Origin of the sequence: Marivivens marinus (assembly GCF_035969385.1) — a bacterium.
Taxonomy (GTDB): Bacteria; Pseudomonadota; Alphaproteobacteria; order Rhodobacterales; family Rhodobacteraceae; genus SELP01.
The window spans coordinates 378,262-393,350 of sequence record NZ_JAYKKJ010000002.1 but is presented as its reverse complement, the minus strand read 5'-3'; the positions used below and the strand labels follow the sequence as shown (position 1 = coordinate 393,350).

At 62.2% G+C, this 15,089-nt stretch carries 13 protein-coding genes; 3 read left to right on the top strand and 10 right to left on the bottom strand.

Annotated elements, in window-relative coordinates:
• Positions 1–147 precede the first annotated feature (147 nt).
• Complete coding sequence (pnp, locus tag U3648_RS04530; protein WP_420858049.1) at positions 148–2,277, top strand: polyribonucleotide nucleotidyltransferase; 2,130 nt, start codon at positions 148–150, stop codon at positions 2,275–2,277.
• A 68-nt stretch (positions 2,278–2,345) separates the two neighbouring features.
• On the opposite strand, the gene U3648_RS04525 is transcribed toward pnp, so the two are convergent.
• Positions 2,346–2,999, bottom strand: coding sequence for a redoxin domain-containing protein (locus U3648_RS04525; RefSeq protein WP_420858048.1), 654 nt, complete (start codon positions 2,997–2,999; stop codon positions 2,346–2,348).
• Positions 3,000–3,123: 124 nt separating this feature from the next.
• Here U3648_RS04525 and U3648_RS04520 point away from each other — a divergent pair, with 124 nt between their 5' ends.
• On the top strand, positions 3,124–4,569 hold the full coding sequence (locus U3648_RS04520) for an aldehyde dehydrogenase family protein (RefSeq protein WP_420858047.1): 1,446 nt from the start codon (positions 3,124–3,126) through the stop codon (positions 4,567–4,569).
• 39 nt (positions 4,570–4,608) lie between these two features.
• Here U3648_RS04520 and U3648_RS04515 read toward each other — a convergent pair whose 3' ends face one another.
• The 8 genes from U3648_RS04515 to hspQ form a co-directional block, all read right to left on the bottom strand.
• Positions 4,609–5,256: an RluA family pseudouridine synthase gene (locus U3648_RS04515; protein WP_420858046.1), complete on the bottom strand. Its 648-nt coding sequence runs from the start codon at positions 5,254–5,256 to the stop codon at positions 4,609–4,611.
• Positions 5,257–5,328: 72 nt separating this feature from the next.
• Positions 5,329–7,776 (bottom strand): GcvT family protein, encoded by a 2,448-nt coding sequence (locus U3648_RS04510; protein ID WP_420858045.1) that lies wholly within the window; start codon positions 7,774–7,776, stop codon positions 5,329–5,331.
• Between the two features lie 47 nt (positions 7,777–7,823).
• A complete protein-coding gene (locus U3648_RS04505; RefSeq protein WP_420858044.1) occupies positions 7,824–10,271 on the bottom strand; it encodes a GcvT family protein in 2,448 nt (815 codons plus the stop codon).
• Positions 10,272–10,281: 10 nt separating this feature from the next.
• Positions 10,282–10,668 (bottom strand): GFA family protein, encoded by a 387-nt coding sequence (locus tag U3648_RS04500; RefSeq protein ID WP_420858043.1) that lies wholly within the window; start codon positions 10,666–10,668, stop codon positions 10,282–10,284.
• Between the two features lie 14 nt (positions 10,669–10,682).
• A complete protein-coding gene (locus tag U3648_RS04495) occupies positions 10,683–11,243 on the bottom strand; it encodes a helix-turn-helix domain-containing protein (RefSeq protein WP_420858042.1) in 561 nt (186 codons plus the stop codon).
• A 99-nt stretch (positions 11,244–11,342) separates the two neighbouring features.
• Complete coding sequence (locus tag U3648_RS04490; protein ID WP_420858041.1) at positions 11,343–11,795, bottom strand: GAF domain-containing protein; 453 nt, start codon at positions 11,793–11,795, stop codon at positions 11,343–11,345.
• 4 nt (positions 11,796–11,799) lie between these two features.
• Positions 11,800–12,954 carry a thiolase family protein gene (locus U3648_RS04485; RefSeq protein ID WP_420858040.1) on the bottom strand — a complete coding sequence of 385 codons (1,155 nt, stop codon included), beginning with the start codon at positions 12,952–12,954 and terminating at the stop codon, positions 11,800–11,802.
• Positions 12,955–13,224: 270 nt separating this feature from the next.
• The gene (gene hspQ / locus U3648_RS04480; protein WP_420858039.1) at positions 13,225–13,551 is read right to left on the bottom strand and encodes a heat shock protein HspQ; all 327 of its coding nucleotides are present in this window, start codon (positions 13,549–13,551) and stop codon (positions 13,225–13,227) included.
• A 222-nt stretch (positions 13,552–13,773) separates the two neighbouring features.
• On the opposite strand from hspQ, the gene U3648_RS04475 reads away from it, so the two are divergent.
• Positions 13,774–14,364, top strand: coding sequence for a transglycosylase SLT domain-containing protein (locus tag U3648_RS04475; RefSeq protein WP_420858038.1), 591 nt, complete (start codon positions 13,774–13,776; stop codon positions 14,362–14,364).
• Positions 14,365–14,410: 46 nt separating this feature from the next.
• Here U3648_RS04475 and U3648_RS04470 read toward each other — a convergent pair whose 3' ends face one another.
• Positions 14,411–15,022, bottom strand: coding sequence for a LolA family protein (locus U3648_RS04470; RefSeq protein ID WP_420858037.1), 612 nt, complete (start codon positions 15,020–15,022; stop codon positions 14,411–14,413).
• Positions 15,023–15,089: the final 67 nt, after the last annotated feature.

Genomic DNA, 15,089 nt, shown 5'->3' with positions numbered 1-15,089 from the left:
CTTGTTTTCCTGTATTGCCCCGCCATCTGAGACGTGACGCTTGGGACCCCGGCGCATGAGATGATAGAGGGGTCGGCGGCAATGGGGCCGCCATTGAAACGGAGGACCCGAGAGGGCTCGGGAGTGCCTCCAATCAGGATACGCTAGATGTTCAACGAAGTGAAAAAATCCATCCAGTGGGGTGAAGAAACCCTGACTCTGGAAACCGGCAAGGTTGCCCGTCAGGCTGACGGGTCGGTCATTGCCACGCTTGGCGAAACCTCGGTCATGGCCAACGTGACCTTTGCCAAGACCCAAAAGGAAGGTCAGGACTTCTTTCCGCTGACTGTCCACTACCAGGAAAAATACTATGCCGCCGGTAAAGTTCCGGGCGGCTTCTTCAAGCGCGAGGCGCGGCCGACCGAAAAGGAAACGCTGACCGCCCGCCTGATCGACCGTCCGATCCGCCCGCTGTTCGTCGAAGGCTTCAAGAATGAAGTTCTGGTGATGTGCACCGTGCTGAGCCACGACCTTGTCAACGACCCCGATATCGTCGCGATGATCGCCGCTTCGGCCGCGCTGACGATTTCCGGCGCGCCCTTCATGGGCCCGATCGCCGGTTGCCGCGTGGGCTACGAGGATGGCGACTACATCCTGAACCCGACTGTCGATGACATGCAGGGCCTGCGCAACAACCCCGACCAGCGTCTGGACCTTGTTGTCGCCGGGACCAAAGACGCCGTGATGATGGTCGAATCCGAAGCCTACGAGTTGACGGAAGATGAAATGCTGGGTGCCGTGACCTTTGCGCACGAACAGATCCAGCCGGTCATCGACCTGATCATCGACCTTGCCGAAGACGCCGCGAAAGAGCCCTTCGACTTCACCCCGCCGGACTACAGCGACATCCTTGCCGCCGTGACCGCCGCTGGCGAAGAGAAGATGCGCGCCGCTTATGCGATCACCGACAAGCAGGAACGCACTGCTGCCGTTGCCGCCGCCAAGGCTGAAATCAAAGACGCCCTGACCGAAGAACAGCTGGCCGACGCCAACCTTGGCACCGCGCTGAAGAAACTGGAATCGAAGGTTCTGCGCGGCGATGTTGTCAAGCACGGGCGCCGTATTGACGGCCGCGCGCTGGACACCGTTCGCCCGATCGTCTGCGAAACTGGCCTTCTGCCCCGGACCCACGGGTCGGCCCTGTTCACCCGTGGTGAAACCCAGGGTCTGGTCGTGACCACCCTCGGCACCGGCGATGACGAACAGATCATCGACGCACTGCACGGCAACTTCCGGTCCAACTTCCTGCTGCACTACAACTTCCCGCCCTACTCGGTTGGCGAAGTTGGCCGCGTTGGATCGCCCGGTCGTCGTGAAATCGGCCACGGCAAACTGGCATGGCGCGCCCTTCAGGCCGTTCTCCCCGCCGCGACCGACTTCCCCTACACCATCCGTCTGGTGTCCGAGATCACCGAATCGAACGGGTCGTCCTCCATGGCGTCCGTCTGCGGTGGCTCGCTGTCGATGATGGATGCAGGCGTTCCGCTGAAGTCCGCGGTTGCCGGTGTGGCCATGGGCCTCGTGCTGGAAGAAGACGGCTCCTACGCCGTTCTAACCGACATCCTTGGTGACGAAGACCACCTTGGCGACATGGACTTCAAAGTGGCCGGGACCGAAAACGGGATCACCTCGCTGCAGATGGACATCAAGGTTGCTGGGATCACGCCCGAGATCATGAAGAAGGCCCTCGCCCAGGCGAAAGAAGGCCGGATGCATATCCTTGGCGAGATGAACAAGGCCCTGTCCGGCGCTGGCGAATTCAGCGTCCACGCCCCGCGCATCGAAACGATGCAGATCCCGACCGACAAGATCCGTGAAGTGATCGGGTCCGGTGGCAAGGTCATCCGCGAAATCGTGGAAGTGTCCGGTGCCAAGGTCGACATCAACGACGACGGCATCATCAAGATCGCCAGCCCGAACGGCGAAGCCATCCAGAAGGCCTATGACATGATCTATGCGATCGTGGCAGAGCCGGAAGAAGGCGGGATCTACAAGGGCAAGGTCGTGAAGCTGGTCGATTTCGGCGCCTTCGTGAACTTCTTCGGCAAGCGCGACGGCCTGGTGCACGTCAGCCAGATCGAAAACCGCCGCCTGAACCATCCGTCGGATGTTCTGAAGGAAGGTCAGGAAGTCTGGGTCAAGCTTCTGGGCTTTGACGACCGCGGCAAGGTCCGCCTGTCGATGAAGATCGTTGATCAGGAAACCGGAGAAGAGATCAAGAAGGAAGAAGCCGAGTAATCCGGCAGCTTCCTTTGCAAATGGAAAGGGCCCCGGTTTCGGGGCCCTTTTTTCTTTTCTCGGGTCGCCTAGCCCGGGTTCTTTGCGAACCGCAGGTAGGGCAGGCGCTTGTCCAGCGCGCCATATTTCGCTTCGGCCGCCGCATCGTCCAGTGCAAGCGCGACGATCACGTCATCGACGCTGGTCCAGTTGGCAGGCGTGGCCAGCGGCTGGCCCCAGGTCCGCTGCAACCCGTCCAACGCGCGCAGCACTTCGGCAAAGTTGCGGCCAACCGACATCGGGTAGGTCATGGTCAGTTGCAGCTTCTTGTCGGGCGAGATGATGAAGACCGACCGGACAGTCGCGGTATGGGCCGGGGTGCGGCCATCGGGCAGATAGGCCTCCGCCGGAAGCATGTCGAACGCCTTGGCCACGGCAAGATCGGTGTCGGCGATGATCGGGAACCCGGCCTTGGCCCCGGCGAACCCTTCGATATCGGCCTTCCACTTCACGTGCTCTTCCGCACTGTCGACGGAAATGCCCATGACCTTGGTGTCGCGTTTGGCCCATTCGTCGGCAAGCTGCGCGACGGCCCCGAATTCGGTGGTGCAAACCGGGGTGAAATCCTTGGGGTGGCTGAACAGGATCGCCCAGCTGTCGCCGATCCAGTTGTGCAGGTCAAAGGTGCCCTGATCGGTTTCGACTGTCAGATTCGGGATGGTATCGTTGATGCGCAGGGTCATAGGGGCGCTCCTTCGTGAATGTTTCGTTGGGCCCGATATATTCGCGACATTCCCCTGTCGCTAGGCCCCTTGCGGAACTGTCGCACCCCTGACAGTCTCGGCCCGAAATTCAGACAGGTGCACCATGATCGAAAAGCGCGATTTCTATATCAACGGCCAGTGGGTCGCCCCGGCCACCCCCCGCGATCACGATGTGATCGACCCCTCCACCGAAGAGGTCTGCGCGATCATCTCGCTGGGGGATCAGGCAGACACGGACGCAGCAGTTGCCGCCGCAAAGGCCGCCTTCCCCGCTTGGGCCGCGACGCCGCCAGCGACCCGTCGGGCCTATGTCGAAAAGATCCTCGAACAATACGAGGCCCGGAAAGAGGAGATGGCGCAGGCGATCAGCCTTGAGATGGGCGCGCCCATCGACATGTCCCGCGACAGTCAGGCCCCCTGCCTGCCCTGGCACCTTGAAAACTTCCTGACCGCCTTCGATCAGATCGAATGGATCCGCCCGCTGGGCCCGCACGCCCCGAACGACCGGATTTCGATGGAACCGATCGGCGTTGTCGGCCTGATCACCCCGTGGAACTGGCCGATGAACCAGGTGACGCTGAAGGTCATTCCGGCGCTTCTGGCGGGCTGTCCCTGCGTGCTGAAACCGTCGGAAGAAGCGCCGCTGTCGTCGCTGCTTTTTGCCGAGTTCTGCCACGACGCGGGCCTGCCTGCCGGGGTCTTCAACCTTGTCAACGGTGACGGAGTTGGGGTCGGGTCGCAACTGTCGTCGCACCCGGATGTCGAAATGATCTCGTTCACCGGATCGACCCGCGCAGGCCGCGCCATTTCCAAGGCGGCGGCGGAAACGATGAAACGGGTGACGCTGGAACTGGGCGGCAAGGGCGCGAACCTTGTCTTTGCCGATGCCGATGCCAAGGCGGTCAAGCGGGGCGTCCTGCACTGCTTCAACAACTCGGGCCAATCCTGCAACGCGCCTACCCGGATGCTGGTGGAACGCTCCTACTATGACGAGGCTGTCGAGATCGCCCGCGAGGTTGCCGAGGCGACCAAGGTCGGCCCGGCCTCTGAATCCGGCCGCCACATCGGGCCGGTCGTGAACAAACGCCAATGGGACCAGATCCAGGGCTATATCCAGAAGGGCATCGACGAAGGCGCACGGCTTGTCGCCGGTGGTCTGGGTCTGCCGGAAGGCATGAACAAGGGTTACTACGTCCGGCCCACCGTCTTTGCAGATGTCAAACCCGGCATGACCCTCGAAAAAGAGGAAATCTTTGGCCCGGTCCTGTCGATCATGCCCTTCGACACCGAGGAGGAGGCCGTGCAGATCGCCAACGACACGATCTATGGCCTGACCAACTATGTCCAAAGCAGCGATGGCGCGCGGCGCAACCGTCTGGCCCGTCAATTGCGGTCCGGCATGGTCGAGATGAACGGCCAGAGCCGCGGCGCGGGATCGCCGTTCGGCGGGGTCAAGGCCAGCGGCCGCGCCCGCGAAGGCGGCGTCTGGGGGATCGAGGAGTTCCTGGAGGCCAAGGCGATTTCCGGCTGGGACCCTTCTGCCGAATAACCGGAAAAGGAACGGGGGCCTTTGGGCCCCCGGTTTCGTTCAGAATGGCACCTTGGCCTTGAACCGCACCCCCTGGCCTCCGTCCGGGTGCCGAAGTTGCAGCGTTTCGGAATGCAGCATCATCCGGGGGAAATCCCGGGCGGGGCCGGTCGCATAGAATGGGTCGCCAAGGATCGGATGACCGATTTCTTTCATATGCACTCGCAACTGATGGGACCGACCGGTCTTTGGGAACAACCGGACCCGGCTTTCGCCATTCCCGACCTTGACCCGTTTCCAGTCGGTATGGGCGGGCTTACCATTCTCATGGTCCACATGCTGCAGCGGGCGGTTCGGCCAATCGACGATCAGGGGCAGGTCCACCGTGCCTTCCTTTTCGGCCATCTCGCCCCAGACCCGCGCGACATAGGTCTTTTTCGCCTGTCGTTTTTCAAACTGCAGGCCAAGGTGCCGCTGCGCATGGGGGGTCAGGGCAAAGACCATCACGCCCGAAGTATCCCGGTCCAACCGATGCACCAAAAGCGCCTGCGGAAAGGCCGCCTGCACCCGCGACAACAGGCAATCGGCCAGATGGTCCCCCTTGCCGGGGACCGACAGAAGGCCCGCGGGCTTGTCCACGATCAGCAATTCGTGGTCGTCATGCAGAACAACCAGCGGGTCGGTCGGCGGATTGTAATCACTGCTCATTCCGGGCCTCGGTGGGGGTGGGTCAAGACCCACCTTACCACCACAGCCCGGCCCGGGCCGCAACCCGGCTTGTCACGCCTTGGTGCGGGCGCCGGTCGGGTCGTACATCGGTTTCAACGATGCCTCGGCCCGGACGCGGGTGCCCATCACGTCGATCTCATAGGTCGAAGCCAGAACATCCGCCGCGCTTTCGCCGGCGCAGGGCACATAGCCCATGCCGATCGCCCCGCCCAGATGATGACCATAGGCCCCCGACGACAGATAGCCCACGATCTCGCCATCCCGGATCAGCGGTTCGTTGTGATACAGCAGCGGTTCAGGGTCGGTCAGGCGGAACTGGACAAGGCGCTTTTCCAGCCCCTTTTCCTTTTTCGCCAGGACCGCATCGCGGCCGATGAAATCCGGCTTGTCGGTCTTCACCGCGAACCCAAGCCCGGCCTCGAGTACATGGTCCTCGCAGGTGATGTCGTGGCCGAAGTGGCGGAACGCCTTTTCGATCCGGCAGCAATCCATCACATGCATCCCGCACAGCTTTAGCCCGTGGTCCTGTCCGGCTTGCCAAAGCGTTTCAAACGCGTGGCCTGCCATGTCTGCGCCGACGTAGATCTCCCAACCCAACTCACCGACATAGGACACGCGGTGCACCCGGGCGAGGCCCATGCCCAACTCGATCTCCTGCGCGGTGCCAAACGGGTTCGCCTCGTTCGAGAAATCGTTGGGCGACACGGCTTGCAGGACCGCACGGGCGTTCGGGCCCATGACAGCCAATACGCCTTCGCCCGCGGTCACATCGGTAATGACGACATGTTCGTCCCGCAGGTGCCGCTGCATCCAGGTCTGATCGGCCTGTCGGGTCGCGGCGGGGGTGACGACCAGATAGGCGGTTTCCGACAGGCGGGTCACGGTCACATCCGCCTCGATCCCGGCGGTGGAGTTCAGGAACTGGGTATAAACGATCCGGCCTACCGGAACGGCGACATCCGCCCCGCAGATCCGGTTCAGGAACCGTTCCGCATCGCGCCCTTCGACGCGCAACTTCCCGAAGGACGACATATCGTACATCCCCACCCCGGTGCGGATCGCCGCATGTTCGGCGGCGACGTTGTCAAAGAAGTTCTGCCGCCGCCAGCTATAGCGATACTCGGCCTCTTGCCCCGGATTGGCGTACCAGTTTGCGCGTTCCCAGCCCGACAATTCGCCAAAGACCGCGCCCTTCTCGGCCAGTTGCGCGTGGAACGGGGTCCGCCGGACGCCGCGTGCCGTGGCCTTTTGCCGATAGGGGAAGTGATCGGCATAGAGCAGGCCCAGTGTTTCCTTGGACCGCTCAAACAGGTAATGTTTGTTGCCCTGAAAGGGCTGCATCCGGCTGATGTCCACATCGCCCAGATCAAAGGGTTTTTCGCCACTGTCCATCCAAAGGGACAGCGCATGCCCTGCCCCACCCGCCGACTGGATGCCGATCGAATTGAACCCGGCCGCGACCCAGACGTTGTCCATCTCGGGCGCAAGGCCAAGGTGATAGGCGTCGTCGGGCGTGAAACTTTCCGGGCCGTTGAAGAAGGTGTGAATGCCCGCCTCTGCCAGCATCGGCAGTCGGTTGACCGCCGCCTCTAGGATCGGTTCGAAATGGTCGAAATCTTCGGGCAGCTGGTCGAATTCAAAACTGTCGGGGATGCCATCCATACCCCAGGGCTTTGCATTCGGTTCGAACGCGCCCAGCATCATCTTGCCCGCGTCTTCCTTGTAATAGGCGCATTCATCCGGCACCCGCAGCACCGGCATCTGGGTCAGCCCTTCGATGGGTTCGGACACGATGTAGAAGTGTTCGCAGGCGTGCAGCGGCACGTTGATCCCGGCCATGCGGCCCACCTCGTGCCCCCACATTCCGGCGCAGTTCACGATCATGTCGCAGGTGATATGGCCCTGATCCGACCCATCGTCCGACACCCAGTCCACCCCGGTCACCCGGCGGCCTTCCCTACGGATGCCCGTCACCTTGCTCCGTTCGGATACCACCGCGCCCCGCATCCGCGCACCCTTGGCCAGCGCCAGCGCGATATTGGCCGGATCGGCCTGTCCATCGGTCGGAAGCCAGACGCCCCCCGTCACCCCGTCGATGTTCAAATGCGGATAACGGTCCTTGACCTCGGCCGGGGACAGTTCTTCGACCGGGACGCCGAAAGCACGGGCCATGGCGGCGTTGCGGTAAAGCTCCTCCAGCCGCTCGCCCGTCAGTGCCGCCGACACCGAGCCAACCTGACGGAACCCGGTGGCAACGCCGGTTTCGGCCTCTAGCCCGGTGTATAGTTCGGCGGAATAGCGGGCCAGCTTGGTCATGTTGGACGAGGCCCGCAGCTGGCCGATCAGCCCCGCCGCGTGCCACGTGGTGCCGCTGGTCAACTGTTTACGCTCCAGCAGAACCACATCGGTCCAGCCAAGCTTGGTCAGGTGATAGGCGACCGAGCAGCCAACCACACCACCGCCGATGATGACGACACGCGCATTCGTAGGGAGAGCCATCTGACGTTATCCGTTCTTGATCAGGTTTGAAGGAGGGGCTGGGGCCGTCAGGCCCGCAGTCTTTCGTTTTCGGGATCCCACAGGGGCGCGTCGGGCTGCACCACGGCGCGCCTGCGTTCGCCATAGATTTCCACCTCGACCTCGGTTCCAGGCACGGCCAGATCGGTGCGCAGCATCCCCAGCGCGACCGAGGCACCAACGCGGTAGCCCCAACCACCGGACGTAGTTTCGCCGACGATCTTCCCGTCATGCCACAGCGTGGACATGTACGGGGCGTCGCAATCGCCCGCATCGACGACCAGGGTCACGAACCGCTTTTTCGATCCTTGCTGCGCCTCGTTCATCAGGGCGGCCTTGCCCGGGAAGTCCTGCGGCTTGTCCAGCTTCACGAAGCGGTCCAGCCCCCCTTCGAACAGGGTGTAGTCGGTCGACAGGTCGCCCTTCCATGCGCGATAGCCCTTTTCCAGACGCAGGCTGTTGAGCGCCCACATGCCAAAGGGTTTCGCGCCGCCCGCCAGAACCGCGTCGTAGATCGCGGGCATGTCTTCGTTCTCGGCATGGATTTCCCAACCCAGTTCACCAGTGAAGGACACCCGGATCAGAAAGGCCTTCTTGCCCGCCACGGTGGCGTGTTGATGCGTCAGCCAGCCCATCGACAGATCGGCGTCAGTGATCCCCGACAGGATCTCGCGCGATTTCGGGCCCGCGACGATCAGACAATCCCGTTCGGTCGTGGTTTCGCGCACGGTGACGCCCGCCGGAACCGACCGGCGGATCAATTCGCCATCGTGCCATTGGGCGGTCGCCGCAGTGATCAGGACAAAGCTGTTTTCTTCCAGCCGGATGCAGGACAGTTCGGTCAAGATGCGGCCGCGCACATCGGCCACATAGACAAGGTTCATCCGCCCGACCTTGGGCAGGCCGCCGGTCACGAAACCGCGCAACCATTCATCTGCACCTTCGCCCTGCACCCAGAACCGGGAAAAGCCCGGCAGGTCCAACACGCCGCAGTGGTCGCGCACCGCCTCGCATTCTTCCTTGATGCGCTGTTCCCACGGACCGGACCGGCCCCATGTGTGGGTCGACGCTTCGCTGGTGTCGTCGCCGGGCTGAGCGAACCAATTGGCGCGTTCCCACCCGTTGTAGGCGCCCATCACGCCGCCCAACGCCTTGACCTTGTCATGGACCGGGGACAGTTTCCGGTCGGGCGCGGCAGGCCAGCGGTGCCACGGGAAATGCATGGCGTATTCGTTGCCATAGACCTCCATCCCCTTTTCCACACAGTATTCGTGGTCGGTGTAATCGGTGTATCGGCGCGGATCACAGGACCACATATCCCATTCGGTGTGACCATCGACGATCCATTCGGCCAACACCTTGCCCGCGCCGCCGCCCTGCGCGATGCCAAAGGTAAAGACGCAGGCCTCGAACGCGTTCTTGACGCCGGGCATCGGCCCGATCAGGGGCAGCCCGTCCGGGGCGTAGGGGATCGGGCCGTTGATGACCCGGGACAAACCGGCGGTGCCCAGTGCCGGAACCCGCTCCATCGCGTCGGTGACGATATCCTCGATCCGGTCCAGATCGTCGTTCCAAAGTTGGAAACTGAAGTCATCCGGCATCGGATCGCTGTCGTCGGTCCAATGAGCGCGGCAGTTGGGTTCATAAGGGCCAAGGTTGAACCCGTGCTTTTCCTGCCGGAGGTAATAGGACACGTCCACATCCCGCAGCAGCGGCAGCTTCTTGCCCGTCGCCTTGGTGTGGGCCTCGATCTCGGGGATTTCCTCAGACAGCAGGTACTGGTGGCTCATCACCATCATCGGCACGGTGCGCCCGCCATAGGGCTTGAACCACTCGCCAACACGTTGGGCATAGTAGCCCGCGGCGTTGACCACATAGTCACATTCGATGTCACCCTTGTCCGTGTGAACGATCCAGCTGTCGTCATCCTTTTGGGTGACGCCGGTTGCCGGACAGAAGCGCAGAATTTTCGCGCCCATGTCCCGCGCGCCCTTGGCCAGCGCTTGTGTCAGCTGTGCCGGGTCGATATCGCCGTCATTCGGGTCATAGAGGGCGCCGACAATGTCGTGGGTTTCGATGAAGGGATAGCGTTCCTTGACCTCGTCCGGCGTCAGGATCTCAAGGTTCATGCCTTGTTGCAGACCCATGCCTTTGGCCCGTTCGAATTCCTGCATCCGTTCCTTTGAATGCGCCAGACGGATCGATCCGGTCTGGTGGTAGTTCATCGGGTAATCGACCTCGGCCCCCAACCGCGCATAAAGCTCGGTCGAATAGCGCTGCATGTTCATCACGGCCCAGGAGGTGGAAAAGGTCGGCACGTTGCCCGCCGCGTGCCAGGTCGACCCCGCTGTCAGTTCGTTCTTTTCCAGCAGGACACAGTCGGTCCAACCCGCCTTGGCAAGGTGATACAGCGACGAGGTGCCGACGACCCCGCCCCCGATGATGACAACGCGCGCTTTTGTCGGAAAGTCTGACATCTCTGTCTCCCTAGTATTTCTCGATCTGGTCGGCGCCATCCGCGCCGATGGAATAGTAGTCGCCCTTGTCCGCGACAAAGATGTGCCGGGTCAGGGTCAGTCCTGTGGGTTCATCGACTGCCCCGGCCGCGATGTTGATCGTGGCCTCTCCCTTCATCTGGTAGAACAGGCTGGACCCGCAGGTGTTGCAGAACCCGCGCTTCGCCCAGTCAGAGCTTTCGAACCACGACAGCCCGCCATCGCGGCTGAATGTCAGGTGGGCGAGCGGGACATGAAATGCCGCCCAGACATGGCCGCTGGTCTTACGGCATTGGGAACAATGGCAGGCCGTGACCTTCTCCGGCCCGTCCGGGAAGGAAAATGAAACCGATCCGCATAGGCATGAACCCGTCTTCATGGCTGTTCCTTTTTTCAATAAACCGGTGGGGCGATCACCCAGATCGCCACAGCCGGTTCGTCATAGGGGTTTTCCCAGCGATGCGGTTCGCCCCGGATCCGGAAACTGTCGCCCGGACCCACGGAAAAGCGGCGCCCATCAATCACCACGTCAAGCCGGCCCGAGATGATATAGGCCACCTCTTGCGTTGGGCGGGTCACGGTCTCGCCAATGCTGGACCGTGGGGCAAAGGTCGAATGGACCATTTCGAAGTCGTCGGTCAGGTCGGGGGACAGAAGTTCTTCGATCAACCCGGCCTCGCCCGACCCGATCGGACGGCGCGCGCCCTTGCGCACGATCACGCCCGCCTCTTCTGCCGGGGCGTTGGATTGGCCAAACAGGATCGACATGGGCACATCGAAGGCGCGGGCGATACGGCGCAGGTCGTCAACCGATGGCTGCGACAAGTCGCGTTCCACCTGACTGACCCAGCCGACGGACCGACCCAGCGTATCGGCCAGCGCCTGCAAGGTGATCCCACGCGCCTTGCGCAGGGCACGAATATCGGCCCCGAGCGTTCGGCTGTTGGGTGGCACCTGATGTTGCACGGGCGACTCGCGTGAAAAATTCGCTTCGTTTTTCACGCTGCCACGGCTGCATGAAAAATCAAAGCAAAATTTCACGCGCCCGGTGAATCAGCGGCCAAATACCATTGTCAGGATAGCAGTCAGCCCGGCAACGTCCGCAACATCAAAGGCGTCGGGCTGGTCACTGTCGATATCAAGGACCGCCAGAAGCCGCCCATTGCCGTCCCGAACCGGCAGAACGATCTCGGACCGGGTCGAGGAGGCGCAGGCGATGTGACCGGGAAAGGCATCCACATCCGGGACCAGCTGCACCTCTCCGGTGCGGGCACATGCACCACAGACCCCGCGCGAAAACGGGATCGTCAAGCAACCGTGCCCGCCCTGATAGGGCCCGATCTTCAGCAGCTCTGGCGCAACCACGCGGTAGAACCCGGTCCAGTCGAACCGGTCGTCGGCGTGATACAATTCACAGGCCAATGTCGCCATCAGCGCGACCTCGTCCGTCTCGCCCGCGACTAGGGCCGCAATCGCCTTGGTCCGTTCGGCATAGTCGATGCGCATCGGTTCAGACCCGTTCGATCGCGATGGCCGTGCCTTCGCCGCCGCCGATGCAGATCGCGGCGATCCCGCGCTTCAACCCACGTGTTTCAAGTGCGTGAAGCAAGGTGACGATGATCCGGGCCCCCGACGCGCCAATCGGGTGGCCCAGCGCACAGGCTCCGCCGTTGACGTTCACCACATCGCGCGGCAACCCCATTTCGCGCATGAAGGCCATGGGGACGACGGCGAAGGCCTCGTTCACTTCCCACAGGTCCACATCGGACACGGACCAGCCGATCTGGTCCAGCAGTTTTCGCGCGGCGGGCACCGGGGCGGTCGTGAACCAGCCCGGCGCCTGCGCATGGCTGGCGTGACCAAGAATACGGGCGCGGGCATGGCCCGCGTCGGACGACAGGACCAGCGCCGCAGCCCCATCGGAGATAGAACTGGAATTGGCGGCCGTGACGGTGCCGCCATCACGGAAAGCGGGCCGCAAGGTTGGGATCTTTTCCGGCCGCGCCTTTCCCGGCTGTTCATCAACCGAAATGACCTGCTCGCCCGTGCGGGAGTGGACGGTGACCGGGGCGATTTCGGCCTTGAAGGCCCCTGTCCGCTCCGCCTCGAGCGCGTTGGACAGCGACCCGATGGCGTATTGGTCCTGATCCTCGCGGGTGAACTGGAAATGTTCGGCGCAATCCTCGGCAAAGGTGCCCATCAGCCGGCCCTTATCATAGGCATCTTCCAGCCCGTCCAGGAACATGTGGTCAATCACCTGACCGTGACCCAGACGGGCCCCGCCGCGCATCTTGGGCAACAGGTAAGGGGCGTTCGACATGCTTTCCATGCCGCCTGCGACGATGGTTTCGGCCCCGCCCAGCGCGATCTGGTCACTGCCCATCATCACGGCCTTCATCCCCGATCCGCACATCTTGTTCAGGGTGGTTGCCGGAACGCTTTCGCCTAACCCCGCCTTGAACCCGGCCTGCCGGGCAGGCGCCTGCCCCTGCCCCGCGGGCAGCACACAGCCCATGATCAACTCGTCCACCTGCGGGTTGCCGCTGCGGCTCAGGGCGGCGCGAATGGCCGTTCCACCCAGGTCGGCGGCAGACACCTGACCAAGCTCCCCCTGAAGCCCGCCCATCGGGGTACGCGCACTGCCGCAAATATAGACTGGTCGCATGGTTGATCCTCCGTTTGGGCGCAGATTGGCCCGTTCTTCGGGAATGTGCAATCGCCCCGAAAACGCCCAGATTGTTCCACGGGTGCGCCCCGAATCCCGGCCATCTTGCGCATGTAGCTGCAAAAAGCTTCCCTCGGCGCCGCGTAGTCTAAGCCCCCACCCAGTTGCGCGGCGTCGAGGTTCTTCATCCAAGCAAGCATCGCAAATCGTTGCCTCGGATGCCGTTGCATTCGGGCGCAAGGTCCGTGCCAATGCCGTGCCGGGCAGGCTCTAGTTCAGTTGGAAATGGAGCGGGTACTGGCCGTCTTCGAAGGGGCCAAACAGATCGTCCAGATCAGGATGGCTGACCGGTTCTCCGGAATAATCGGCGATCAGATTTTGTTCCGACACATAGGCCACGTAGTAGCTTTGGTCGTTTTCGGCCAAAAGATGATAGAACGGCTGATCTTTGGCCGGGCGGCTGTCCTCGGGGATCGCCTCGTACCATTCGTCGGTATTGGAAAAGATCGCATCAACATCGAACACCACACCCCGAAAAGGGTGTTTGCGGTGGCGAACCACCTGCCCAAGATGATATTTTGCGCGCGTTTTCAGCATCAAAATATAGCCCCCACAGCCAACCTAACTGTTCCGCACCCGGTTTGTCCACGAATCCGGCCCTGATTCTCGGGAAACAGTCTGTGGAACACAGGCTTACAGTCCGTCCGCCCGGCACATCCACCTTGGCGGCAGATCACCGCCGAAAATCGTACCAAATCCCAGTTTCCTGTTTGCGCGGGATCGGCTAGACTTGGACCAAACAAAGAAAGCGAGAGGCAGATGAGCAGATTCTTCCTCGCACTGATGGTTGTTGCGGCTTTGGGTAGCTGCGGAGAGCGTCAAGGGTCCGCGCCGCGCGATCTTGAAAACGCTTGCGCGATCCTGCGTGAACGGCCGGAATATGTGCGCGAGCTACGACAGGCGGAACGCAATTGGGGCGTCGAACCCCATGTCCTGATGGCCATGATCTATCAGGAAAGCAAATTTATTTCCAATAACCGGACCCCGCATCAATACGCGCTTGGCGTTATCCCCGTCGGTCGCCAATCCTCGGCCTTTGGCTATGCGCAGGCGCTGGATGGCACGTGGGATGAATACCGCCGCAAGCACGGTGGCATGGGCGCACGGCGGGACGATTTCGGCGACGCGACCGATTTCATGGGCTGGTACATGGCGCAGACGGTCGAAGAGACGGGTTTGGGCATGAATGACACCCGCGGCCAGTATCTGGCTTATCACGAAGGGCGGACAGGATACCTGCGCGGCAGCTATCGCGGCAAAAGCTGGCTTATCCGTATCGCGGACGAAGTCGCGGCCCGTGCGATCGTCTATGAACGGCAGATCGCCAGTTGCCGGGGTGTCCGGATCTGACACGAAAAAGGGCGCCCCTCAGCGCCCTTTCTTTTCGAGGGTCAGGTCAGTTGGATGACCACCGTTGTTCTTCGGCAATGATGTTGAACAGGGCGTCACGGATGCGCCCACCAACCTGCATGTCGCCAAGGATGACCGTCGTTTCCCCCCCAGCATTGTCACTGATCACCCATTGTCGCAGCTGAACAGGCGATCCGGTGAACACCAGCTTGATATTGCCGTACTCGGGGTGGTCGGGGTCCTGCGCCACGACGTAGGTCGCGTTGCCTTCATCCCCGTGATCCACGACCATCCGGGCGCGGTCCAGATTGACCTCTCGGGCGAGGATGATGGACAGGGGCGTTTCGCTTAGCGGATAGCGATCCGGCCCGGTGTTGGACCTTGGATCGAAAACCGCAAGGGATCCGCCGCCCGCGATCACCAGCGCCCGTTCGGGCGGGTCGTATTCAAACCGGATGCGTCCGGGCCGCTTGATATAGATCGTTCCGGTCGAAATTGTCCCATCAGCGTTGATCTGGGTGAACTGCCCTTCTGCCGTCTGAAGCGAATTCAGATAGGCCGACAGGTCCGACAATGGGATCGACTGGGCCAGTGCCTGCCCCCCAAGTGCCGCGAGCACGATCGGCGCGGTCAAAAGAAATCTGCGAAACTTGTTCATATCTGGTCCTTCCGGAAACACGCGGCATTGCCTGCCTATCAGATGGGCCCTACAGATCAGGAACCCA

Excerpts from the sequence above, each read along its gene's own strand:
- pnp (WP_420858049.1), top strand. The coding sequence starts at position 148 with ATGTTCAACGAAGTGAAAAAATCCATCCAGTGGGGTGAAGAAACCCTG.
- U3648_RS04525 (WP_420858048.1), bottom strand. The coding sequence starts at position 2,999 with ATGACCCTGCGCATCAACGATACCATCCCGAATCTGACAGTCGAAACC.
- U3648_RS04520 (WP_420858047.1), top strand. The coding sequence starts at position 3,124 with ATGATCGAAAAGCGCGATTTCTATATCAACGGCCAGTGGGTCGCCCCG.
- U3648_RS04515 (WP_420858046.1), bottom strand. The coding sequence starts at position 5,256 with ATGAGCAGTGATTACAATCCGCCGACCGACCCGCTGGTTGTTCTGCAT.
- U3648_RS04510 (WP_420858045.1), bottom strand. The coding sequence starts at position 7,776 with ATGGCTCTCCCTACGAATGCGCGTGTCGTCATCATCGGCGGTGGTGTG.
- U3648_RS04505 (WP_420858044.1), bottom strand. The coding sequence starts at position 10,271 with ATGTCAGACTTTCCGACAAAAGCGCGCGTTGTCATCATCGGGGGCGGG.
- U3648_RS04500 (WP_420858043.1), bottom strand. The coding sequence starts at position 10,668 with ATGAAGACGGGTTCATGCCTATGCGGATCGGTTTCATTTTCCTTCCCG.
- U3648_RS04490 (WP_420858041.1), bottom strand. The coding sequence starts at position 11,795 with ATGCGCATCGACTATGCCGAACGGACCAAGGCGATTGCGGCCCTAGTC.
- U3648_RS04485 (WP_420858040.1), bottom strand. The coding sequence starts at position 12,954 with ATGCGACCAGTCTATATTTGCGGCAGTGCGCGTACCCCGATGGGCGGG.
- hspQ (WP_420858039.1), bottom strand. The coding sequence starts at position 13,551 with ATGCTGAAAACGCGCGCAAAATATCATCTTGGGCAGGTGGTTCGCCAC.
- U3648_RS04475 (WP_420858038.1), top strand. The coding sequence starts at position 13,774 with ATGAGCAGATTCTTCCTCGCACTGATGGTTGTTGCGGCTTTGGGTAGC.
- U3648_RS04470 (WP_420858037.1), bottom strand. The coding sequence starts at position 15,022 with ATGAACAAGTTTCGCAGATTTCTTTTGACCGCGCCGATCGTGCTCGCG.